Consider the following 21,919-nt stretch of genomic DNA (forward strand, 5'->3'; position numbering starts at 1 on the left):
ATTACAGCGAGATGACCCGAGGCTTGACCCATGGTTGGCAAGAACATCCTGATCGTCGATGACGAAGCACCGATCCGTGAAATGATCGCCGTGGCCCTGGAGATGGCCGGGTACGAGTGCCTGGAAGCGGAGAACACCCAGCAGGCGCACGCCATTATCGTTGACCGTAAACCCGATCTGATTCTGCTCGACTGGATGCTCCCCGGCACCAGCGGCATCGAGTTGGCGCGCCGCCTCAAGCGCGATGAGCTGACCGGCGATATCCCGATCATCATGCTCACCGCCAAGGGCGAAGAGGACAACAAGATCCAGGGCCTGGAAGTCGGTGCCGACGACTACATCACCAAGCCCTTCTCGCCACGTGAACTGGTGGCGCGCCTGAAAGCGGTATTGCGCCGCGCGGGGCCAATCGATAACGAGGGGCCGATTGAAGTCGGCGGCCTGCTGCTCGACCCCGTCAGCCACCGCGTCACCATCGACGGCAAACCCGCCGAGATGGGCCCCACTGAATACCGCCTGCTGCAATTTTTTATGACCCACCAGGAACGCGCCTACACCCGCGGCCAGTTACTGGACCAAGTGTGGGGCGGCAACGTGTATGTTGAGGAGCGCACCGTCGACGTGCATATCCGCCGTCTGCGCAAAGCCCTCGGCGAGGTCTATGAGAATCTGGTGCAGACCGTGCGCGGTACAGGTTACCGTTTCTCCACCAAGAGCTAGGGCGAGCATTGCCACGATGCCCGGCAAACAAGGATTGATTGGCGGATGAGTTCGAATTGAATCAAGACTGGCGCCCCTCCCTGATACGTCGCTTAGTGCTGTTGGTCGGTGTTTGCCTGCTGCTTGGGCTGATCACCGGTGAATACGCCTGGGCTTTGGTCCTCGGCCTGGCCGGTTACCTCGGCTGGCACCTGCAACAGTTGCTGCGCCTGCACAAATGGCTGCGCACCCGCGAAGGCGATGAAGCACCGCCCGATGGCTACGGCCTGTGGGGTGAAGTGTTCGACAGCATTTATCACTTGCAACGCCGCGACCAGAAGGTGCGTGGCCGCCTGCAGGCGGTGATTGATCGCGTGCAGGAATCCACGGCCGCGCTAAAAGACGCGGTAATCATGCTCGACCGCGACGGCAACCTGGAGTGGTGGAACATCGCCGCCGAGAAACTCCTGGGCCTGAAAACGCCGCAGGACAGCGGCCAGCAGATCACCAACCTGGTACGCGACCCGCGCTTTATCGAGTACTTCGAGAACCACAACTATAACGAGCCACTGGAATTGCCCTCGCCGGTCAGTGATCGTTTGCGCCTGCAATTTCACATCACCCAGTACGGCAACCGTGAACACCTGATGCTGGTGCGCGACGTCACCCGTCTTTATCAGCTGGAGCAGATGCGCAAGGACTTCGTCGCCAACGTCTCCCACGAACTGCGCACGCCCCTAACCGTGATCAGCGGTTACCTGGAAACCCTGCTGGACAACGTCGAGAACGTAAATCCGCGCTGGCTGCGGGCCCTGCAGCAGATGCAGCAGCAAGGCGGACGCATGCAGAACCTACTCAACGATCTGTTGCTGCTGGCCAAGCTGGAAGCCACCGACTACCCCTCGGACAACCAGCCAGTCGCCGTCGACCTGCTGCTGCTGAGCATCAAGAACGATGCCCAGGCGCTGTCGGGCGAGCGTCACCACCGCATCAGCCTGGAAGCAGACCCGCACCTTAAGCTCAAGGGTAGCGAAACCGAACTGCGCAGCGCCTTCTCCAACCTGGTGTTTAACGCGGTGAAATACACCCCGGACGAAGGCGAGATTCGGGTGCGCTGGTGGAGTGATGAACAGGGCGCGCACCTCAGCGTGGAGGACAGCGGCCTGGGTATTGAGGCCAAACACTTACCGCGTTTGACCGAACGTTTCTATCGGGTCGACTCCAGCCGCGCCAGCAACACCGGCGGCACCGGCCTGGGCCTGGCCATCGTCAAGCACGTGCTGCTGCGCCACCGCGCGCGACTGGATATCGTCAGCAACCTGGGCAAGGGCAGCACGTTCACCTGCCACTTCCCCACCCTGCAAGTGGTGCGCCGCGGCCAGTAGCCACGGCCCACTTGCAAAGCCGCTCGGCAGCCCCCACCCTTTAGCGGTCATCCACTACCCGAAGCCTGTATGGACCCCTCCACGAGTTACGTCGCAAGCAGCTATTTCGCCGATTTTGGCCTTGTTCTTTTCGCCCTGTTTCTGGTGCTGCTCAACGGCTTCTTCGTCGCCGCCGAGTTCGCCATCGTTAAACTACGCGCCACTAAAGTCGACGCTCTGGCGGCGAAAAACGGCTGGCGCGGGCACATCCTGCGCACCGTGCATAACCAGCTTGATGCCTACCTGTCAGCTTGCCAGCTGGGTATTACCCTGGCCTCGCTGGGCCTCGGTTGGGTTGGCGAACCGGCCTTTGCCCACCTACTTGAACCGCTGCTGGCGGGCATCGGCATCGAATCGCCGAAGCTGGTGCACGGCATCGCCTTCTTCACCGCGTTCTTTATCATTTCTTACCTGCACATCGTGATCGGCGAGCTGGCACCCAAGTCGTGGGCTATCCGCAAACCCGAGCTGCTCTCGCTGTGGACGGCCGCGCCGCTGTATCTGTTCTATTGGGCCATGTACCCAGCGATTTTCCTGCTTAACGCCAGCGCCAACGCCATCCTGCGCGTGGCCGGCCAGGGCGAGCCGGGGCCGCACCATGAGCATCATTACAGCCGCGACGAACTCAAGCTGATCCTCCATTCCAGCCGCGCCAGCGACCCCAGCGACCAAGACATGCGCGTGCTGGCCTCAGCTGTGGAGCTGGGCGAACTGGAAGTGGTCGACTGGGCCAACTCTCGCGAGGACCTGGTGTCCCTGCCGCTGACAGCCGCGCTGGATGAAGTGTTCAGCGTGTTCCGGCGGCACAAGTACAGCCGCTACCCGGTCTACAACGACACCAGCGGCGAGTATGTCGGTGTGCTGCACATCAAAGACCTGCTGCTGCACCTGTCCCTGCTGGAAATGCTGCCCTCAGCACTAAAACTGGCAGACCTGATGCACCCGATCGAGCGAGTCAGTCGGCATATGCCGCTGTCCAGCCTGCTGGAACAGTTCCGCACCGGCGGCTCGCACTTCGCCCTGGTCGAAGAAGCCGATGGCAAGGTGATCGGCTACCTGACCATGGAAGACGTACTCGAAGCGCTGGTCGGCGATATTCAGGACGAACACCGCAAGGCCGAACGCGGCATTCTCGCCTACCAGCCGGGGAAACTGCTGGTGCGCGGCGACACGCCACTGGCCAAAGTCGAACGCCTGCTCGGGGTCGACCTTGATCACGTCGAGGCTGAAACCCTCGCCGGGCTGATCTATGAAACTCTCAAGCGCATGCCCGAGGAAGAGGAAGTGCTGGAGGTCGATGGCCTGCGCATCATCGTCAAGAAGATGAAAGGTCCGAAGATCGTGCTGGCCAAGGTGCTAAAACTCGACTGAGACCCTATAGCGGGCGTTGCGACCTGTGCAGTGGCCGCAACATAACCGTGCCGTTCGTCGGTGGCGTCGAACGGCCGCGCAGCAACACCAGTCCATACAAGGGAACGCCGATGCCCGCACCATTGCGGTGCATCACATCTTACGTACCTTGTAGAAAGGACACCTTCATGTCGCGTATTCAACTGCCCTCCCGCCTCCTCATCGGCCTCAGCCTGACCGCTGCCAGCGTCGCTGCGGCTCATGCCGAAAGCGTCACCGACCCGATTTCCACACTCGGCGTGATCGCCTCGCACAACCAATACAAGCTCACCATCGACGAGCAGAGCGATAAGGAACGCCTCAACCAAGGCGGCCTGTTCTATACCTTCGGCAACAAGATGACCGGCCAGGAAGGCCTGATCTATCAGGTCGGCATTGAAGGCCAGTACCGTGAAAAAGACGACACCGAATACAAGACCGCCCGTGCCGATCTCGACCTCGGCTTGCGAGCCGCGCTGAGTACTAACAACTACATCGACGTACTGGTCGGGGGTGGCTACGACTGGGGGCGTACGGAGCAAGACGACGTGCAGATCGGCCTGTTCAAAGAAAACGTCAACCTGACCACCCGCTCGCCATTCGCCAAAGCGGCTCTGGGTTACAACTACCTGACACCGGACTACACCGTGCGCCTGGAGCTGGGCGCGCGTTACTCGATCGATGCCGAGAGTGAGTTGGAGATCGGCGACGAAAACGACACCGTGGACCTGAAAAACAAGGTCAACCCATACGGCGAACTGTCGGTGCTATGGAACAAGGGCATTAACAACATGCCGGTGAGCACGAGCCTGTATTACACCCAGACGCGTTACGAACTCGACAGCAGCAGCGCAGTGGCTGAGCGCACCAAGCTTAAGCAAGAAGAAGTGGGGCTGAAGATCGGCCTGGCGTTCTAAACCAAGCGCCTACGCCGTAAGCGCGCCGGCCGACCTGGTCGGCGCGTAAACAGGCGGCCACCCGCATGGGCCTTACTCGCCGCCTACGGCGAAGTTCGGCAGGCTGTTGACCGGCTGAGCGAAATCGAAAGGGATCGACTCCAGCGCCAGGCCGACATTGCGCTGCACCACGAAGTGCAGGTGCGGCCCCGTGCTGTTACCGGTATTGCCGGAACGCGCGAGCAGGGTGCCAGCGCTGATGTGACTGCCCTCACGCACCGCCACCGAGCCCTCCATCAGGTGCAAGTAAACACCCATGGTGCCGTCATCGTGCAGGATGCGCACATAGTTACCGGCGGGGTTGTTGCCGCGTCCGCTCTGCCCATTCTCGGTTTTCACCACCACACCGCCACGTGCCGCGACAATCGGCGTGCCTTCCGGCATGGCAATGTCCATGGCATAACGGCCTTTGGGGGTGAAGTGGCTGTACTTACCGTTGGCGCCCTGGGTCAGGCGGAACGGGCCGCCACGCCACGGCAGCGGGTAGCTTTTCTGGGTTGGCAATAGGCGCGGGTCGCCCATGGCATAGCGCAGCTTAGGGGTATAACGCATGGGTTGGCTGGCATCACGCGGCGCCAGGGTGGCCAGCCGAATATGGCTGCGCGGCGGCAGCACCCAACTGATCGGCTTGCTGGGCACGCCACTGACGTTGTTCAGGCCTTCCAGCCGCAGCTCAATCTGCACCGGCGCAAACAGATCGTTGCGCACCAACAGGGTTTCACCGGCTTCGTGTTTTTGCGTTTCCAGTTTCACCTGGTTATCCAGGCGCTCAACCATACGGTCGCGAAACACAAACACCTGCGCACCGGGCGCGGCTTGATCGGTATAGGTGACCACGCCATTGGCATCGGTGTACTTATAAATAGTCAATGCCGCTGCCTGGCCGGCAAGGGTCAACACACTGCACAGAAGAATTAGACGCCCTAGCATAACGACTCGGATTTTATGATTTGCAGGTCCGGGATAACGAGATTAGCAGCCGATGTCGCGTGAGGCGAACCGGCACGCCGAGGTTGTGAGCCATCTCCCACGTCATCACAACAGGGGCATGCCTCAGGCGCCGGGGCTGAAGTGCTTCTGCGCTGTGCCACGGGCAATCAACCGGGAGATGTAATCGAGTTTCTGTGGGTCGCTGTCGACGAATCTAAAGGTCAGCTGCAGCCATTCGCTGTCAGGTTTTGGCTCAAACGCGGCGACCGCATGCAGGTAACCGTTGAGCCGGGCGGTTTCTGCCGCTTCGCCCTGTTCCAGATCAAGCACTGCGCTTTCCAGTACCTGCGGCAGCACCTCGCTGCGTTTAACCACCAGCAGCGCTTCTTTGAGGCTCAGTGCCTTGATCACGCAGCTCATGGTGCCGCCGGGTAAGCGCAATTGCCCTTGACCACGACCACTGCTCGCACTGGGTGCGGTGGTTTTACTGGCCGCCGGCTTGCCAGCAAAGGCGGCGGCAGCTTGCACTGCGGGCGCTGCGGCGGGCTTGCCCGTATTGGCTTTGCCGCCGGTCAGGGCAGATAACGAATCATTGGCAAAGGAACCGCTGCTGAGCATCTTTGGCGGCGCGCTGGACATCAGGGCCTGCAACTTGCCGGCGCGGCTGAGGGCCTTCTTTACCTTAGTGATCAGTTGTTCGCTGGAGAACGGCTTGCCAATAAAGTCGGAGACGCCGGCCTGGATCGCCTGCACCACGTTTTCCTTGTCACCGCGGCTGGTGACCATGATAAACGGGACGATCTTCAGGGTTTCTTGTTCGCGGCACCAGGTGAGCAGTTCCAGGCCGGACATTTCCGGCATTTCCCAGTCACAAAGAATCAGGTCGACCGGTTGGCGCGTCAGCATTTGCAGGGCTTTGCGCCCGTTGACGGCTTCCTCGATCTGGATGCCTGGGAAGTGGTCGCGCAACCCCTTTTTCACCAGGTCCCGAATAAAGGTTGCGTCATCCACCACCAGCACACTGACTTTGCTCATCGGCCACTCCCTTTCTAATGGCCTTAAGCATAGTCATGGCAAGTGGCCAAAGGCCAACCGAAATACAGGTAATTACCCCACTCTGCTGATTTTTTGCCCTGCGCGCCGCGCGTCAACGCGGCCCGCAAAAGCCAGGCTCAGCTGCCTTTGTTGGCGCCCTGCACTTCTTCTTGCATGCGCTTGAGGCCCATGTGCTTAACGTCGGTGCCGTGCACCAGGTAAATCACCAGTTCGGCGATGTTACGGGCGTGGTCGCCGATACGCTCCAGCGAACGCAGGGCCCAGATGATGTTGAGCACGCGCGAGATTGAACGCGGGTCTTCCATCATAAAGGTCACCAGTTCACGCAGCGCACTCTTGTACTCGCGGTCGATGGTTTTGTCGTACTGAGCCACCGACAACGCCAGGTCGGCGTCGAAACGGGCGAAGGCGTCGAGTGCTTCCTGCACCATCTTGCGCACCTGATCGCCGATATGCCGCACTTCCACGTAGCCGCGCGGCGCTTCGCCTTCTTCACACAGCAGGATGGCGCGCTTGGCGATCTTGGTGGCTTCGTCGCCGATGCGCTCCAGGTCGATCACCGACTTGGAGATGCTGATGATCAAACGCAGGTCAGACGCCGCCGGCTGACGACGGGCGAGAATGCGCACGCACTCTTCGTCGATATTGCGTTCCATCTGGTTGATCTGGTCATCGATCTCGCGCACTTGCTGAGCCAAACCGGAGTCGGCGTCGATCAGCGCGGTGACCGCATCGTTAACCTGCTTCTCGACCAAGCCGCCCATGGCCAGCAGGTGGCTGCGCACCTCCTCCAGCTCGACGTTGAACTGCTGGGAGATGTGCTGGGTAAGGTTTTCTTTGTTGATCATGTGCAAACCCTTGAATGAACCGAAAACGTTTCTGCTTAGGATAGGCTTTGGCAGAGGGTGCTGGGCAAGGAGGCAAAACGCAGACAGTACACGTAGTACGGCCAGTTCCGCCGACGCAACCCAGCGCACTCTGACATGGCCATCAGCCGTAACGACCGGTGATGTAGTCCTCTGTCTGCTTCTTCGCCGGGTTGGTGAACAGCGTATCGGTATCACCAAACTCGATCAGTTTGCCCATGTACATAAACGCCGTGTAGTCCGACACCCGCGCCGCCTGCTGCATGTTGTGGGTCACGATGACGATGGTGTACTTGGATTTCAGTTCGTAGATCAGCTCTTCGACTTTCAGCGTGGAGATCGGGTCGAGTGCCGAGCACGGCTCATCAAGCAGCAGCACTTCAGGCTGCACCGCCACGGTACGGGCGATCACCAGACGCTGTTGTTGACCACCGGAGAGGCCGAGTGCGGACTCGTGCAGACGGTCCTTGACCTCCTCCCACAGCGCGGCGCTTTTCAGTGCCCATTCCACGGCTTCATCGAGCACACGCTTCTGGTTGATGCCCTGAATGCGCAGGCCGTAGACCACGTTCTCGTAAATGCTTTTGGGGAACGGGTTAGGCTTCTGGAACACCATGCCGACGCGACGACGCAGCTCGGCAACATCCTCGCCTTTGCGGTAGATGTTCTTGCCGTCGAGGTTGATTTCGCCTTCCACGCGGCAACCGTCAACCAGATCATTCATCCGGTTGAAGGTGCGCAACAGGGTCGACTTGCCGCAACCGGACGGGCCGATAAACGCCGTCACGCGCTGTTTAGGAATGGTCATTTGCACATCGAACAAGGCTTGCTTGTCGCCGTAGTACAGGTTCAGCCCCGGAACGTCGATGGCTACCTGCTCATTGGCCATGTTCAGGCCTTGGCGGTCGCGGCCGAGAGCGGCCATATCAATACCGTGTGTGTGTGTTTCGTGCTGCATGGGATGCTCCCTACGCTAACAAATGCGTTAAGCCGCCACGGCCAGTGGGCCGTGGCGCAATGATTAGTGATCCAGCGCCTTGTACTTCTCGCGCAGGTGGTTACGGATATAGACCGCCGCCATATTCAGCACCACGATGACCAACACCAGCAGCAGCGCAGTGGCGTACACCAACGGCCGCGCGGCCTCGACGTTGGGGCTCTGGAAGCCGACGTCGTAGATGTGGAAGCCCAGGTGCATGATCTTCTGATCAAGGTGCAGGTACGGGTAGTTGCCATCTACCGGCAAGCTCGGGGCCAGTTTGACCACGCCCACCAGCATCAGCGGCGCCACTTCACCCGCGGCGCGGGCCACGGCGAGAATCAGACCGGTCATCATCGCTGGGCTGGCCATTGGCAGCACCACACGCCAGAGGGTTTCCACCTTGGTCGCGCCGAGGGCCAGCGAGCCTTCACGCACGGCCCGCGGAATCCGCGCCAGGCCTTCTTCAGTGGCGACGATCACCACCGGCAGGGTGAGGATCGCCAGGGTCAGCGAGGCCCAGAGCAGACCCGGCGTGCCGAATGTCGGCGCCGGCGCGGCTTCCGGGAAGAACATACGATCCAGCGAGCCGCCCAGCACGTAGACAAAGAAGCCCAGGCCGAACACCCCGTAAACGATGGCCGGCACGCCCGCCAGGTTGTTCACCGCGATACGGATCACCCGGGTCAGCGGGCCTTGCTTGGCGTATTCACGCAGGTAGATGGCCGCGACCACGCCGAACGGGGTGACGATCACGGCCATGATCAGAGTCATCATCACGGTGCCGAAAATCGCCGGGAAGATCCCGCCTTCGGTGTTGGCTTCACGCGGGTCATCGCTGACGAATTCCCACAGTTTGGCGAAGTAGAAGCCGATCTTGTCGCCCAGGCCCATGGCATTCGGCTGGAAGGCCCGTACCACCTTGCCCAGGCTGATGGTCACTTCGCGGCCATCGGCAGTTTTCAGGGTGACGCTGTCGCGGTTGAAGGCCTGGTTAAGGGCGATCAACTCGGTTTCAAGCACCTTGTACTCGGCATCCCACTGCGCACGCTCGGCGTCCAGTTCGGCCTGGGCGACGTCGTCCAGCTTGCCCTGCAGCTCCAGCTTGCGGGTTTGCAGACGAATACGCTCCAAACCGGCGTTGATCCGGCCGATGTCTTTCTTCTCCAGGCGCACCAGGTTCTGGTGCAGCTGCTCGACGCGCGCCAGGCGCTCCTGCAACGCCGGCCAGCTGGCATCACCTTCGGCCACCAACTCGCCGTTTTCCTTAACGTTGACCAGGTAGCCGTAGAAGTTGCCCCACTCGCGGCGCTCCAGCGCCGTGAGGTTTTCCGGGGTGCGCGGGTCGCTCAGCCATTCGCCGACCACCCAGGTGAAGTCCGCGCCGTACACGTCGCGGTTACCCACCTTGAACAGCTCGCGGGTCATAAACTCGCCGCCTTCAGCCTCCACCGGTAAGCCGGAAGCCGCCAGACGGGCACGCGGCACTTCTTCGATCTGGGTGATCTCACCAGCCATCACGCGAGCGTCCTGGCCCGGGATCTGGTAGTTGGCTTCAACGATGTCCGCCGGCCAGAAGTGGCCGAGGCCGCGCACGGCGATCACCATCAGCAGGCCTATGGTCATGATCACCGCGATCGAGACCGCGCCGGCGTTCATCCAGATCCACGGCGTACCGCTCTTGAACCAGGTTTTCAGGTTGTTCTGTTTCACGGACATATACCTTCCCAAGCCTTAGAGCGAGGCGTACTTGACGCGCAGACGCTGGCGCACCAGCTCTGCCAGGGTGTTCATGACAAAGGTGAAGCCGAGCAGCACTAGCGCTGAGAGGAACAGCACGCGGTAATGCGTACCACCGACTTCCGATTCGGGCATTTCCACCGCCACGTTGGCGGCCAGGGTGCGCAGACCTTCGAAGATGTTCATGTCCATAATCGCGGTGTTACCCGTGGCCATCAGCACGATCATGGTTTCGCCAACGGCGCGGCCCATGCCGATCATCACCGCCGAGAAGATGCCAGGGCTTGCAGTGAGGATGACCACGCGAGTCAGGGTCTGCCACGGCGTGGCACCGAGGGCCAGAGAACCGAACGTCAGGCTCTTCGGCACGCTGAACACGGCGTCTTCGGCAATCGAGTAAATGGTCGGGATCACCGCAAAGCCCATGGCCAGGCCGACGACCAGGGCGTTGCGCTGGTCGAACGGGATGCCCAGGTCATTGCTCAACCACATGCGCATATTGCCGTCGAATAGCCAGTTCTCGACGTGCCCGCTCATGGCCAGCGACACATAACCCACCAACAGGATCACCGGGATCAGCATCGCCGACTCCCAGCCATCCGGCACGCTCAGGCGAATCGACTCCGGCAGACGGCTCCACAGGTAACCGGCCAGCAGAATGCCGATCGGGGTAAAGATCAGCAGGCTGAAGATGCCCGGCAAATGGCCTTCCACATAAGGGGCGAGGAACAGGCCGGCGAAGAAGCCGAGAATCACCGTTGGCAGCGCTTCCATCAGCTCAATCACCGGCTTGATCTTGCGACGCAGCGCTGGAGCCATGAAGTAGGCGGTGTACAGCGCAGCCGCGATGGCCAGCGGTGCCGCCAGGAGCATGGCGTAAAACGCCGCTTTCAGCGTACCGAAGGCCAGCGGTGCGAGGCTCAGCTTGGGTTCGTTGTCGGTGCTGGCGGACGTCGACTGCCAAACGTGGCCCGGCGCGTCGTAGTTCTCGTACCAGACCTTGCCCCACAGCGAACTCCAGGAAATTTCCGGGTGCGGGTTATCAATGATCAAGCGTTGCAGCTGGCCATCGCTCTCCACTAACAAACGGTTGGCACGCGGCGACAGGGCGGCCAGGGCCTGACCTTCAGCCACCGGCTCAACCAGCAACGTGCGGTGCGCGGTGCTGTGGAAGATACCCAGGTTGCCTTTGGCGTCTAGGGCGAAGAAGCCCTTGCGACGCTCTTCCGGGAGAATCTGAATGATCGGGCTGTCAGCCAGCTGGAAGCTGCGGATCGATTTCAGCACCGCCTTGCCGTCGGCTTCACGCACCATAAACCACTGGGCGATGCCGCCGCTGCTGTCGCCGATCATCAGCGAGATGCCGCCGAGCAGTGAAGTGGCATTGCTGACTTCCAGCTTGCCGTCATCGAGCAGCTTGTAGCGGCCATTCAGGCTGTTGCTGCGCATGTCGAACACATCGGCCGTGGCGCGACCGTTGACCACATACAGCCACAGGTGGCGTGGGTCGATCATCAGCGCCTTGATCGGCTCGGCGATCTGCGGCAGAGCCACGCGCTCTTCGCTGAGGGTGACCTCGCCGGTCATCATGTTTTCTTCGCGGCCCAGGCTCAGTACGTGCAGCTCGGTGCCGGTGGAGCCCGCCAGCATCAGCGTGCCGCCGTTCAGGCTGACGCCCATGTGATCCAGCTCACGGCCCTGCGGGTCGAGTTCAATCGGCGCTTCGCCGAACGGGTACTCGATGCTCGGCGTGATGGTTTGCACATCATTCGGGTAGCTGAGTTTGTAAACATGCTGGAACACCAGCACCTGGCCGTTGGACAGGCCCAAGGCCACACGGTTGCTGCCCGGCTGGTCCTGGCCGACCGAGGCAATGCGTACATCGGCCGGGATCGGCAGCTGCATGCTGTTCAGCGACTGCATGTTCTTCGCGTCAAAGAACTGCACCTTGCCGTTCTGATCCAGGCGCATGCCCATCTGGTTCTGTTCTTCCAGGGTCAGCAGCAACGGCGCGGCCGCTTCATTTAACCAGGCCACCTGTACCGGCTTGCGGCTGTCCATGCTGGCGCCCTGAAACATCGGCAGCACCACGTAGGCCAAGTAGAAGAAGATCAAGGTGATGGCGCCCAATACGGCCATACCACCGATCGATACCGCCCAGCGTGCTACGCGGTCTTTGAGTGCGCGCAAACGGCGTTTGCGCTGCAGGGCTGGGGTGTTGAAGTCCAGCCCGAGGGATTTAGATGTGGCGGTCATGGTTTCACTAGCCAAGTCATTCATAGGTAAGAGCGTCTCTGCGCAGCCATGAGCGCGCCATAGTGATTTCTGTCGCAATTCAAGGCGCTAACTCTAGCGACCCTATGTGACAGAAAAGTTACAGCGCTTTGACAAAGCAACGCCCGCCTGTCGTAAACGAAGGCGGGCGTGCGACTGACTTAGGCGTCCTTGCCTATACCGGGATTACTCCAGGCCCAGTTCCTTCAGGGTTTTCGCAGCCACTTTGCTCGGCAGCGGGATGTAGCCGTCTTTCACCACAACTTCCTGGCCTTGCTTGGACAGCACCAGCTTGACGAACTCGGCGTCCAGCGGGCTCAGTGGCTTGTTCGGGGCTTTGTTGACGTAAACGTAGAAGAAGCGAGCCAGCGGGAACTTGCCAGCCAGGGCGTTTTCTTCGTTGGCGTCAAAGGCTTCGCCGCCTTTCTTCGACAGCGGCACAGTCTTCACGCTGGACGTCTTGTAGCCGATGCCCGAGTAACCGATGGCGTTGATGGTGCTGGAGATCGACTGCACCACGGAAGCCGAACCCGGCTGCTCGTTGACGTTAGCCTTGAAGTCGCCTTTGCACAGGGCTTCTTCTTTGAAGTAACCGTAGGTGCCGGATACCGAGTTACGACCGAACAGCTGGATCGGCTTGGCCGCCCACTCGCCGGTCATACCCAGGTCACCCCAGGTTTTGATATCGGTAGCGCCACCGCACAGGCGGGTGCTGGAGAAGATCGCGTCAACCTGAGCCATGTCCAAGGACTTGATCGGGTTATCTTTGTGCACGAATACGGCCAGAGCGTCGATGGCCACCGGTACAGCAGTCGGCTTGTAGCCGTATTTCTCTTCAAATGCCTGGATCTCGGCATCTTTCATGGCACGGCTCATCGGGCCCATGCTGGCGGTGCCTTCAGTCAGAGCGGGCGGCGCAGTGCTTGAGCCGGCTGCCTGGATCTGGATGTTGACGTTCGGGTATTCCTTTTTGAACTCTTCAGCCCACAGGGTCATCAGGTTGGCCAGGGAGTCGGAACCGACACTGGACAGGTTGCCCGATACGCCGGAAGTCTTGGTGTAGCTCGGCAGAGCCGGGTCGACAGCAGCAACCGCAGTGGCGGTAGCCACGCCAGCGGCGACAAACGTCATGGCCGCCATCAAACGCTTAAGTTTCATGCCTTACTCCTGGAAAACTAGTGTTGGATTGAACGGGGCCAAGTGTCCGTAGGCCGCATGAAGACTGTATGTAAGCAATGTGACAGTTAGATGAACGTCGCCTAAGTTTTGCCGCCACCGGTAAACGCGCGGGAAAACCCTGAGGGCAAAGCGCCATGGTCGCCCTGCGACTGTTGAGTCGTTATACTCGCCACGCCCGCACTCCCGTGGGCTTGCAGGGCGCAACCGTGATCGCCGTAGAGCCTGACTCGCCGCCACCGCCATGCCCCGCACCGCGCCTATAACAACAACCGCGCCGCGAGCCTATCCGATGCACGATTTCGAACAGGAAGACCCCATCCCGCAAGGCGACCTGGCTTTGCAGATCACCGCACTGCCGCGTGAAACCAACGGTTTTGGCGATATTTACGGCGGCTGGCTCGTGTCGCAGATGGACCTGGCCGGCACGGCCATGGCCAGCAAGGTTGCCGGCGGCCGTGTGGCCACCGTGGCCATCGACCGCATGGCCTTTCTGGTGCCGGTGGCGGTGGGCGCGCAATTGTCCTTCTACACGCAAACCGTGGAAGTGGGCCGCAGCTCGATCCAGATGCTGGTCGAAGTGTGGAGCGATGATCCGCTGTCCAGCGAATGGCGAAAGGTTACCGAGGCGGTCTTCGTATTTGTCGCCATCGACGGCAGCGGCCGCACGCGCCCGGTGCCAGCGCGCCGTTAACGACAGTACTGTAGAAACAAAAACGCCGGCTATGAGCCGGCGTTTTGCTGTGCGCTAAGAACCTGTTTACGATCTGCTGCGCGTCGGCCATCCCGCGTTAAAAACAGCCTCGGAATGCTCATTTACAACACGTAAACTCCGCTTCCTCGGCTGTTTTTGCCTTGTCTGGCTCTAGCTCGCGAGCTCGTAGACAGTTTCTACGAGCTAAGAATTAGCCGCGGATGTTGTAGATATCCTTCTCGTTCATCTCGGCATAGTCATAAAGGCGCTGCAGATAGGCTTTCTGCTGAGCCCACACCTTGCTCGCCACCGGATCGGCTGCAGCGCTGGCATCGACCACTTCGGCGGCCACTTCCTTGAGCTTGGCCAGCACATCGTCTGGCAGACGGCGCACCTCTACACCTTCGCCTTTGAGTTGCTCCAGGGCTTCCATGTTTTTGGCGTTGTAATCGTCAAGCATGTCGCCGTTCACATCACGCGCCGCAGCGCGGACGATGGCCTGCAGATCCGCCGGCAGGGTTTCCCAGGCCTTGATGTTGACGTCCAGCTCAAAGGTGACGTTCGGCTCTTGCCAGCCCGGGGTGTAGTAGTACTTGGCGGCTTTGTGCAGGCCCAGAGCCTGGTCGTTGTAAGGGCCAATCCACTCGGTGGCGTCGATGGCGCCCGTTTGCAGCGCGGTGAAAATTTCACCGGCCGGCAGGTTGACCACGGTGCCGCCCATTTTGGTCAACACTTCGCCGCCCAGGCCTGGGGTCCGCATCTTAAGGCCCTGGAAGTCGGCCACGCCGTTGATTTCCTTGTTGAACCAACCCGCCGTTTGCACACCGGTCGCCCCGCAGGCCATCGGCAGTACGCCGAACGGCTTGTAGGTTTCTTCCCACAGTTGCATACCGCCGCCCTTGTGCAGCCAGGCGTTCATTTCCTGGGCATTGGGGCCAAATGGCAGGGCGCAGAAAAACTGCGCGGCCGGTACTTTGCCTTTCCAGTAGTAAGGCGCGCCATGGCCCATTTCGGCGGTGCCGCGGCTCACGGCATCGAACACTTCCAGCGCCGGAACCAGCTCGCCAGCGGCATAAACCTTGACCTTCAAACGGCCGTTACTCATTTCTTCAACCAGCTTGGCAAAGCGCTCGGCACCCACACCAACGCCGGGGAAGTTCTTCGGCCAGGAGGTCACCATTTTCCAGTTGAAGGTTTCAGCACTCGCGCCTTCTTGGGGCTTGCCAGCGGTTTCAGCCTCTTGCTTGCAGCCAGCCAGTGCGGTGGCTGCCAGGCCTACACCTGCAGCGGCGAGAATTTGACGACGTTTCATGCAATGCTCCTTATTGTTGTTGTAGTGGTTTGGCCACAGGAACACTGCGGACCCACCGCGTTTAACTAACATAGAGCTAAGCGCCCTCTCAAGCCTAGTGGATACGACTAAAGTTGCAGTGCCATTGCCGCATTCACCAAGGCCCCCCTAGAATCGTCGGCCTGCCCATACAGCCCATAACCATAAGGACTCATGATGTCCGATAAACCGCCCCTGCTGCTCGGCCTTGCTCATCTGATCGACTCATTCAACGCCCGCTTCGGCAAAGCCTGTTCCTGGCTGACCCTGTTTCTGGTGCTTGGCACCGCCATCGTGGTGGTTCTGCGTTACGGTTTCGGCATCGGCGCCACTGCCCTGCAGGAAGCCGTGCTCTACGGCCACGCGCTGGTATTCATGGGTGCTGCGGCATGGGTGCTGCAACGCAACGGCCATGTGCGCGTGGACATCTTCTATCAAATGTTCAGCGCCAAACGTAAAGCCCTGGTCGATAGCATCGGCACGTTGCTGTTTCTGCTGCCGGTGTGCCTGTTCCTGGGTTGGGCCAGTTGGGATTACGTCAGTAATTCCTGGTCGACCCTGGAAGGCTCCAGCGAGTCAGGCGGCCTGAAATTCGTCTACCTACAAAAGAGCATCATCCTGGTGCTGGTGATCAGCCTGGTGCTGCAAGGAATCTCCGACTTGATCAAATTCGCCAATATCCTTAGCGGCCGCCTGCCAGCTGCGGAGGTGAAGCATGGCTGAGTTGATGGCGATTCTGCTGTTTATCAGCATCTGCGCAGCCCTTATGGCCGGCTACCCGGTGGCCTTTACCCTGGGCGGCGTGTCGCTGCTGTTTGCCGGTATCGGCATTCTCACCGGCACCTTCGATGGCGGCTACCTGAGCGCCCTGCCCAACCGCCTGTTCGGCATCATGAACAACCAGACCATGCTGGCGGTGCCGCTGTTCGTGTTTATGGGCGTAATGCTGGAGAAGTCCAGGGTCGCCGAAGACCTGCTGGAATCCATGTCGCGGCTGTTCGGCACCCTGCGCGGCGGCCTGGCGATTTCCGTGTGTGTGGTCGGCGCACTGCTGGCGGCATCCACCGGTATCGTTGGCGCCACCGTGGTGACCATGGGCCTGCTGGCCCTGCCAACCATGCTGCGCCGCGGTTATGACCCGGCGATTGCCACCGGCACCCTGGCCGCCACCGGCACCCTGGGGCAGATCATTCCGCCGTCCATCGTGCTGGTGCTGCTGGGCGACGTGATGTCCAGCGCCTATCAACAGGCGCAGCTGAAGATGGGCATCTTCTCGCCGAAGACCGTCTCGGTCGGTGACCTGTTCGTCGGTGCGCTGATCCCCGGTTTGATGCTGGTGGGCATGTATATCCTCTACATCATCGGCGTGGCGATCCTGCAACCGAAGAAGCTGCCGGCGCTGCCGCAGGAGGAGCTGGGCCCGATCGAATGGGGCAAGCTGATCAACGCCCTGGTACCGCCGCTGCTGTTGATCGGTGCGGTACTCGGCTCGATCCTCGCCGGCTACGCCACCCCGACCGAAGCCGCTGCACTCGGCGCTCTCGGCGCCATGCTGCTGGCCTTCTACAAGGGCAAGCTGAACTTCGGCCAGCTGCGCGAAGTGGCCTACGGCACCACCGAAATCAGCGCCATGGTGTTCCTCATCCTGATCGGCGCCTCACTGTTCTCCCTGGTGTTCCGCGGCTTCGGCGGCGAAGCGATGATTGAGGACATCTTTGCTCAGTTACCCGGCGGCGTGCTCGGCGCGTTCTTCCTGGTGATGGTGGTGATCTTCCTGCTCGGCTTTATCCTCGACTTTATCGAGATCACCTTCGTGGTGGTGCCGATTGTCGGCCCGGTCTTGCTGGCCATGGGCCTGGATCCGGTGTGGCTGGGCGTGATGATCGCGCTGAACCTGCAGACGTCCTTCCTTACTCCGCCGTTCGGCTTCGCGCTGTTCTACCTGCGCGGGGTCACCCCGGCGTCAGTGCCCACCAGCACCATCTATAAGGGCGTGGTGCCGTTTATCCTGATCCAGATCCTGCTGCTGGTGATTGCCTACCAGTTCCCGGGGCTGATCACCTGGTTGCCGGAGCAGGTTTACGGCAAATAAGCCTGGCTCCAGCCACAGAACGCCCGTCACTGACGGGCGTTTTGCTTTCTGCGCGTAAGCTGGGCTCCAATAGCCTTCTTTATTCTTCCCTCTGCGAGTACGCCAATGGCCAGATCCCATGTTGAACGCCTTGAGCTGGATGAACTGACCTGCCGGCGCGTACGCGTTGGTGCTCGCGAGCTGCTGATCAGTCAGCAAGGCGCGCAGATACTCAGCTACCAGGAAGATGAGCAGCCGCCGCTGATCTGGCTCAGCGAGCAGGCTGCCTACAAACGCGGCCAGGGTGTGCGCGGCGGCGTGCCGGTGTGCTGGCCCTGGTTCGGCGGCCTGCAACGCAACCCACAGGCGGTACAGGCCATGCATCTGCAGCCGGATACCGCGCCCGCTCACGGCCTGGTGCGCACCCTCGACTGGCAGCTACAGGGCATCGATAGCCAGGATGACGGCGTCCACTTGGCGTTCGTCTACAACAGCGCTGACCAGCCGCTCGCTGACTGGCCCCACGCAGCTGAACTGCGCCTGAGCATTCGCCTGGATGAGCGCCTGCATATTCAGCTCAGCAGCCGCAACCTGGGCGATACGCCGCTGGCCATCAGCCAGGCGCTGCACAGCTATTTTGCCGTCAGCGATATCCGTCACGTCGCAGTCGAAGGCCTGCAAGGCTGCCGCTATATCGAAACCCTAGAAGACTGGCAGCAACGCCAGCAGGACGGCCTGCTGCACTTCAGCGGCGAGACGGACCGCATCTACCAGGGCACCCCAGCGCAGCTGAGCATCCTCGACCGCGCCTGGCAGCGGCGCATCCAACTGCACAGCAGCGGCTCCAACTCGGCCGTACTGTGGAACCCCTGGATCGACAAGGCGCAACGCCTCTCACAATTCGCCGCCGACGCCTGGCCCAGCATGCTGTGTATCGAACACGCCAACGTACTGGAAGACATCCGTGTGCTCGCGCCAGGTGAGGAGCATCAGCTTGCTCTGAGCCTGTGGGCTGAAGAATGGACGTGCTGATCCCACTTGGTACATGACGGGAGTAGGCAATTACTGCGGCGCGGCAGCCTCATGTGATTCCAGAGCCTGAGACAAGGCGCTCGCGTCATTGAAGCGGCGCTGCCCCTGCAGTTTGCCGCTGCGCAGGTCGAGCCAGAGCACACTGTCTGTGTCCACCGGGTAGCGCGGGGTGATGCGGGCATCGCGGTCGAGGAGGATGCGGTAGTTGTAGCCGCGCATTTTGGGAAGAGCGAACAGGGTCGCAATCATCGCGGGCATGCGGCTGATATCCGCAAGAAAGACCGCATGGCGTTGCTCCAGATAGCCCTTGGGCTTGCCTTGCAGGGCCGCGTCAACCAGCTTGGCAGCGTCCATGCTGCGGGCCACCAGCAGCACCTGGAGCTGATTGTCCAGGGTATAGGCCTGGTCGTGCTGATCGAGCAGGGTCCAGGGCGCGAGATGCTCGCCATTTTCCAGGGCCATGGCGCTGGTGCACATCAGGCACAGCCACATTGCGAGCGCGGTTTTCATGCTGCAGCTCCGGTCTTATAAATCTTCATCGGTCACCACCCTCACCACATCCGCCTGCATGGCATACGCGGCATCCGCCAACTCGTTATTGACCTGCTCAATCTGCAATGTGCCGCTGACCCAAAGCGGGTTGTAGATGTCTTCCAGCTCAATGCCTTGGGGGTAGCGCACCAACACCAGCTGGTTCGGTGGCGGTGGCGGCACGTGAATGCAGGCGCCGGGATAGGGAACCAGGAAGAACAGTGTGCTGCGGCCTTTGCTGTCAGTTTCCAGCGGCACCGGGTAACCGCCCAAGCGGATGGGTTTGCCGTCAAAGGCGGCGACGGTTTTCGTCGAGAACATCACCGCCGGCAGGTTTTGATCCTGCTGCTTGAGGCCGCCGGGGTTGTAGAAGCCGCTGTCCTGCTCAAGACCCTGATGACTGATCTCGGGCATGTCTTCCAAGGCCTGGCGGTCTTCCGGCGGCATCAGCTCAAGCCAATCGGTTTCCGGCAGTTCAGCGCAGGCCAAGGTGCTGGCAAGCAGCAGGGGTAACAACAGATAGCGCATCGGCGGGCTCACAGGGCAGCGGGGTGAAAGGACATCAGTCCTTTCTGACAGCGGCATAGATTACCAGCAGTACCACGGCGCCGATTACTGCGCCGATAAAACCAGCGGACTCGCCCACCTTGTAGATGCCCAGCGCCTGACCGCCATAGGTGGCGGCGATTGAACCGCCGACGCCCAGCAGGATGGTCATGATCCAGCCCATGCTGTCGTTGCCAGGTTTGAGAAAGCGCGCGATCAGACCGACGATCAGGCCGATAAAAATGATGCCAATAATGCTCATGCGAGCCTCCTGAATGAACGGTTGGATTTAAGACCCCGATTCGACCACGGGAAAAGCCGGCAGTTCGCTACTCGTCGGTCTCCGGGGGTGCGACGCCGTAGCGATGATAGATGCGCGCAATCTCGCCGCTCTCGCGCATGCCGCGCAGCGCCTGGCCTAACTGCTCGTAGAGGGCCTTTTTCTCGCCCCGATAGTGGCGCAGCGATGCCCCGTAATAATTACCGACCGATTGCTCATACTGGTAGTCGGCATAGCTGTAGTCGCTAAAACCAATCTTGTGGAACTGCGCCTCGATGGCTTCGGCATCCAGCACCACCATCACATCCACACGCCCAGCGCGAAACATCCCGGCCAGCAGGTAGTCGTCCGTCGCCAGGCTTTTTGTCAGCGCACTGTCACCATCGAACGCCTCGAAATAGGCAGTGCCACGTTTGACCCCGATGACCTTACCTTGCAGGTCGGCATAATTGCGCAGGCTGGCCTGCTGACCGGCCTTGACGATAAAGCGGATGCTTTTGCGCTGGCTGCCGATGGACGGCAGAAAGTGCACGTAGTCCATGCGCTCGGCGGTAAACAATACGCGCGGCACCAGATCAATGCGTCCAGATTTGAGGTCTTCTAGGCTGCGCACAAAAGGCACGTAGCGCCATTCAATGCGCGCACCGACGCGTTGCGCGGCGCTGTCGAGCACCTCAATCAGCGGACCGACGGGGAGTGAGTCGAGGGCCTGCATTTCCGGCGGACGCTCCCGATAATCGGCGCGTAACACCCATTCGGCTTGGCACAGCGGCAGGTACAACAAAAACGGCAGCAACAGGTACTTCATGAAGAAGCTCTTGTGTATGGCCTACGCAAGAGCTTAGTCACAAAGCCGGCGTCAGGACTTGGCGATCAACGCCTCAACCACGGCGATCTGCTTATCCAGGGTGGCGCGATCCGCGCAGCGCAAAGTGGCATGCCCGACCTTACGCCCGGCCTTAAAGGCCTTGCCGTAGTGGTGCAAACGGCAATCAGCGATGGCGATGACCTGCTCCACCGGCGGAACCACACCGATAAAGTTAAGCATCGCGCTCTCACCGACCTTGGCCGTCGAACCCAGCGGCAAGCCGGCAACGGCGCGCAGGTGGTTTTCGAACTGGCTGCACTCGGCGCCTTCGATGGTCCAGTGCCCGGAGTTGTGCACGCGCGGAGCAATTTCGTTGGCTTTCAGGCCGCCATCCACTTCGAAGAACTCAAAGGCCAGCACACCCACGTAATCCAGCTGCTTAAGCACACGGCTGACGTAATCTTCGGCCAGCGCCTGCAGCGGGTGATCGCTGCTGGCGATGGACAGCGCCAGCACGCCGCTGTCGTGGCGGTTGTGCACCAACGGGTAGAAGCGCGTTTCCCCATCACGGGCACGCACTGCCACCAGCGACACTTCGCCGGTAAACGGCACGAAGCCTTCGAGAATGCACGGCACGCTGCCCAACTCGGCAAAAGCACCGACGACGTCTTCAGGTTTGCGCAGAACTTTCTGGCCCTTGCCGTCGTAACCCAGGGTGCGGGTCTTCATCACCGCCGGCAGGCCGATGCTCGCCACGGCCGCGTCGAGGTCAGCCTGCGATTGGATATCGGCGAAATCCGGGGTCGGAATGCCGAGGTCCTTGAACATGGATTTTTCGAACCAGCGATCACGAGCGATACGCAGAGCTTCAGCGCTCGGATACACCGGCACGAACTGCGAGAGGAAGGCCACGGTCTCGGCGGGGACGCTTTCGAACTCGAAGGTAACCAAATCCACTTCATCGGCCAACTGACGCAGGTGATCCTGATCGCCGTAATCGGCGCGGATATGCTCGCCCAGTGCTTGTGCGCAGGCATCCGGCGCCGGGTCGAGAAAAGCAAAGTTCATCCCCAGCGGGGTGCCTGCCAGGGCCAACATGCGACCCAGCTGGCCGCCACCAATTACGCCGATCTTCATC

General features: G+C 60.8%; 21 protein-coding genes. 8 read left to right on the plus strand and 13 right to left on the minus strand.

Annotated features, from left to right (window positions below):
• Positions 1-30: 30 nt before the first annotated feature.
• From phoB to AC0J6G_RS15945, 4 genes are all read left to right on the plus strand, one after another.
• The gene (phoB, locus tag AC0J6G_RS15930; protein WP_475249334.1) at positions 31-720 is read left to right on the plus strand and encodes a phosphate regulon transcriptional regulator PhoB; all 690 of its coding nucleotides are present in this window, start codon (positions 31-33) and stop codon (positions 718-720) included.
• A gap of 56 nt (positions 721-776) precedes the next feature.
• The gene (gene phoR, locus AC0J6G_RS15935) at positions 777-2,084 is read left to right on the plus strand and encodes a phosphate regulon sensor histidine kinase PhoR (RefSeq protein ID WP_475249336.1); all 1,308 of its coding nucleotides are present in this window, start codon (positions 777-779) and stop codon (positions 2,082-2,084) included.
• 69 nt (positions 2,085-2,153) lie between these two features.
• Positions 2,154-3,494 (plus strand): hemolysin family protein, encoded by a 1,341-nt coding sequence (locus tag AC0J6G_RS15940; protein ID WP_475249337.1) that lies wholly within the window; start codon positions 2,154-2,156, stop codon positions 3,492-3,494.
• A 167-nt stretch (positions 3,495-3,661) separates the two neighbouring features.
• Positions 3,662-4,429, plus strand: a complete 768-nt coding sequence (locus tag AC0J6G_RS15945; protein WP_475249339.1) for a hypothetical protein — start codon at positions 3,662-3,664, stop codon at positions 4,427-4,429.
• A 72-nt stretch (positions 4,430-4,501) separates the two neighbouring features.
• Here AC0J6G_RS15945 and AC0J6G_RS15950 read toward each other — a convergent pair whose 3' ends face one another.
• From AC0J6G_RS15950 to AC0J6G_RS15980, 7 genes are all read right to left on the minus strand, one after another.
• Positions 4,502-5,398 carry a peptidoglycan DD-metalloendopeptidase family protein gene (locus tag AC0J6G_RS15950; protein WP_475249341.1) on the minus strand — a complete coding sequence of 299 codons (897 nt, stop codon included), beginning with the start codon at positions 5,396-5,398 and terminating at the stop codon, positions 4,502-4,504.
• 123 nt (positions 5,399-5,521) lie between these two features.
• Positions 5,522-6,433 (minus strand): response regulator, encoded by a 912-nt coding sequence (locus AC0J6G_RS15955; RefSeq protein ID WP_475249343.1) that lies wholly within the window; start codon positions 6,431-6,433, stop codon positions 5,522-5,524.
• A 137-nt stretch (positions 6,434-6,570) separates the two neighbouring features.
• On the minus strand, positions 6,571-7,302 hold the full coding sequence (phoU, locus tag AC0J6G_RS15960; protein ID WP_475249345.1) for a phosphate signaling complex protein PhoU: 732 nt from the start codon (positions 7,300-7,302) through the stop codon (positions 6,571-6,573).
• 142 nt (positions 7,303-7,444) lie between these two features.
• Positions 7,445-8,278 (minus strand): phosphate ABC transporter ATP-binding protein PstB, encoded by an 834-nt coding sequence (gene pstB, locus AC0J6G_RS15965; RefSeq protein ID WP_475249347.1) that lies wholly within the window; start codon positions 8,276-8,278, stop codon positions 7,445-7,447.
• 63 nt (positions 8,279-8,341) lie between these two features.
• Positions 8,342-10,018 carry a phosphate ABC transporter permease PstA gene (gene pstA / locus AC0J6G_RS15970; RefSeq protein ID WP_475249349.1) on the minus strand — a complete coding sequence of 559 codons (1,677 nt, stop codon included), beginning with the start codon at positions 10,016-10,018 and terminating at the stop codon, positions 8,342-8,344.
• A gap of 15 nt (positions 10,019-10,033) precedes the next feature.
• A complete protein-coding gene (locus tag AC0J6G_RS15975) occupies positions 10,034-12,319 on the minus strand; it encodes an ABC transporter permease subunit (RefSeq protein WP_475249351.1) in 2,286 nt (761 codons plus the stop codon).
• A 180-nt stretch (positions 12,320-12,499) separates the two neighbouring features.
• Positions 12,500-13,471, minus strand: coding sequence for a PstS family phosphate ABC transporter substrate-binding protein (locus tag AC0J6G_RS15980; protein ID WP_305591220.1), 972 nt, complete (start codon positions 13,469-13,471; stop codon positions 12,500-12,502).
• A 310-nt stretch (positions 13,472-13,781) separates the two neighbouring features.
• Between AC0J6G_RS15980 and AC0J6G_RS15985 the strand changes: the two genes are divergently transcribed.
• The gene (locus AC0J6G_RS15985) at positions 13,782-14,183 is read left to right on the plus strand and encodes an acyl-CoA thioesterase (RefSeq protein ID WP_160342913.1); all 402 of its coding nucleotides are present in this window, start codon (positions 13,782-13,784) and stop codon (positions 14,181-14,183) included.
• Positions 14,184-14,394: 211 nt separating this feature from the next.
• On the opposite strand, the gene AC0J6G_RS15990 is transcribed toward AC0J6G_RS15985, so the two are convergent.
• Positions 14,395-15,495 carry a TRAP transporter substrate-binding protein gene (locus tag AC0J6G_RS15990; protein ID WP_475249354.1) on the minus strand — a complete coding sequence of 367 codons (1,101 nt, stop codon included), beginning with the start codon at positions 15,493-15,495 and terminating at the stop codon, positions 14,395-14,397.
• A gap of 195 nt (positions 15,496-15,690) precedes the next feature.
• Here AC0J6G_RS15990 and AC0J6G_RS15995 point away from each other — a divergent pair, with 195 nt between their 5' ends.
• From AC0J6G_RS15995 to AC0J6G_RS16005, 3 genes are all read left to right on the plus strand, one after another.
• Entirely contained in the window at positions 15,691-16,236 is a 546-nt protein-coding gene (locus AC0J6G_RS15995) for a TRAP transporter small permease subunit (RefSeq protein WP_475249356.1), read from the plus strand.
• Positions 16,229-17,605 carry a TRAP transporter large permease gene (locus AC0J6G_RS16000; protein WP_170049814.1) on the plus strand — a complete coding sequence of 459 codons (1,377 nt, stop codon included), beginning with the start codon at positions 16,229-16,231 and terminating at the stop codon, positions 17,603-17,605. Before AC0J6G_RS15995 ends, AC0J6G_RS16000 begins: the two co-directional genes overlap by 8 nt.
• 105 nt (positions 17,606-17,710) lie before the next feature.
• Entirely contained in the window at positions 17,711-18,616 is a 906-nt protein-coding gene (locus AC0J6G_RS16005; protein WP_475249359.1) for a D-hexose-6-phosphate mutarotase, read from the plus strand.
• Between the two features lie 30 nt (positions 18,617-18,646).
• On the opposite strand, the gene AC0J6G_RS16010 is transcribed toward AC0J6G_RS16005, so the two are convergent.
• From AC0J6G_RS16010 to AC0J6G_RS16030, 5 genes are all read right to left on the minus strand, one after another.
• Entirely contained in the window at positions 18,647-19,126 is a 480-nt protein-coding gene (locus tag AC0J6G_RS16010; RefSeq protein WP_475249361.1) for an FAD/FMN-containing dehydrogenase, read from the minus strand.
• Between the two features lie 15 nt (positions 19,127-19,141).
• Positions 19,142-19,675, minus strand: a complete 534-nt coding sequence (locus tag AC0J6G_RS16015; protein WP_475249363.1) for a DUF3299 domain-containing protein — start codon at positions 19,673-19,675, stop codon at positions 19,142-19,144.
• A gap of 34 nt (positions 19,676-19,709) precedes the next feature.
• Positions 19,710-19,955, minus strand: coding sequence for a GlsB/YeaQ/YmgE family stress response membrane protein (locus AC0J6G_RS16020; protein WP_475249365.1), 246 nt, complete (start codon positions 19,953-19,955; stop codon positions 19,710-19,712).
• A 67-nt stretch (positions 19,956-20,022) separates the two neighbouring features.
• Entirely contained in the window at positions 20,023-20,781 is a 759-nt protein-coding gene (locus tag AC0J6G_RS16025) for a substrate-binding periplasmic protein (protein ID WP_475249367.1), read from the minus strand.
• Between the two features lie 51 nt (positions 20,782-20,832).
• On the minus strand, positions 20,833-21,918 hold the full coding sequence (locus tag AC0J6G_RS16030; RefSeq protein ID WP_475249369.1) for a 5-(carboxyamino)imidazole ribonucleotide synthase: 1,086 nt from the start codon (positions 21,916-21,918) through the stop codon (positions 20,833-20,835).
• Position 21,919 lies beyond the last annotated feature (1 nt).

This window comes from Pseudomonas sp. TS_SC_3 (assembly GCF_056156225.1).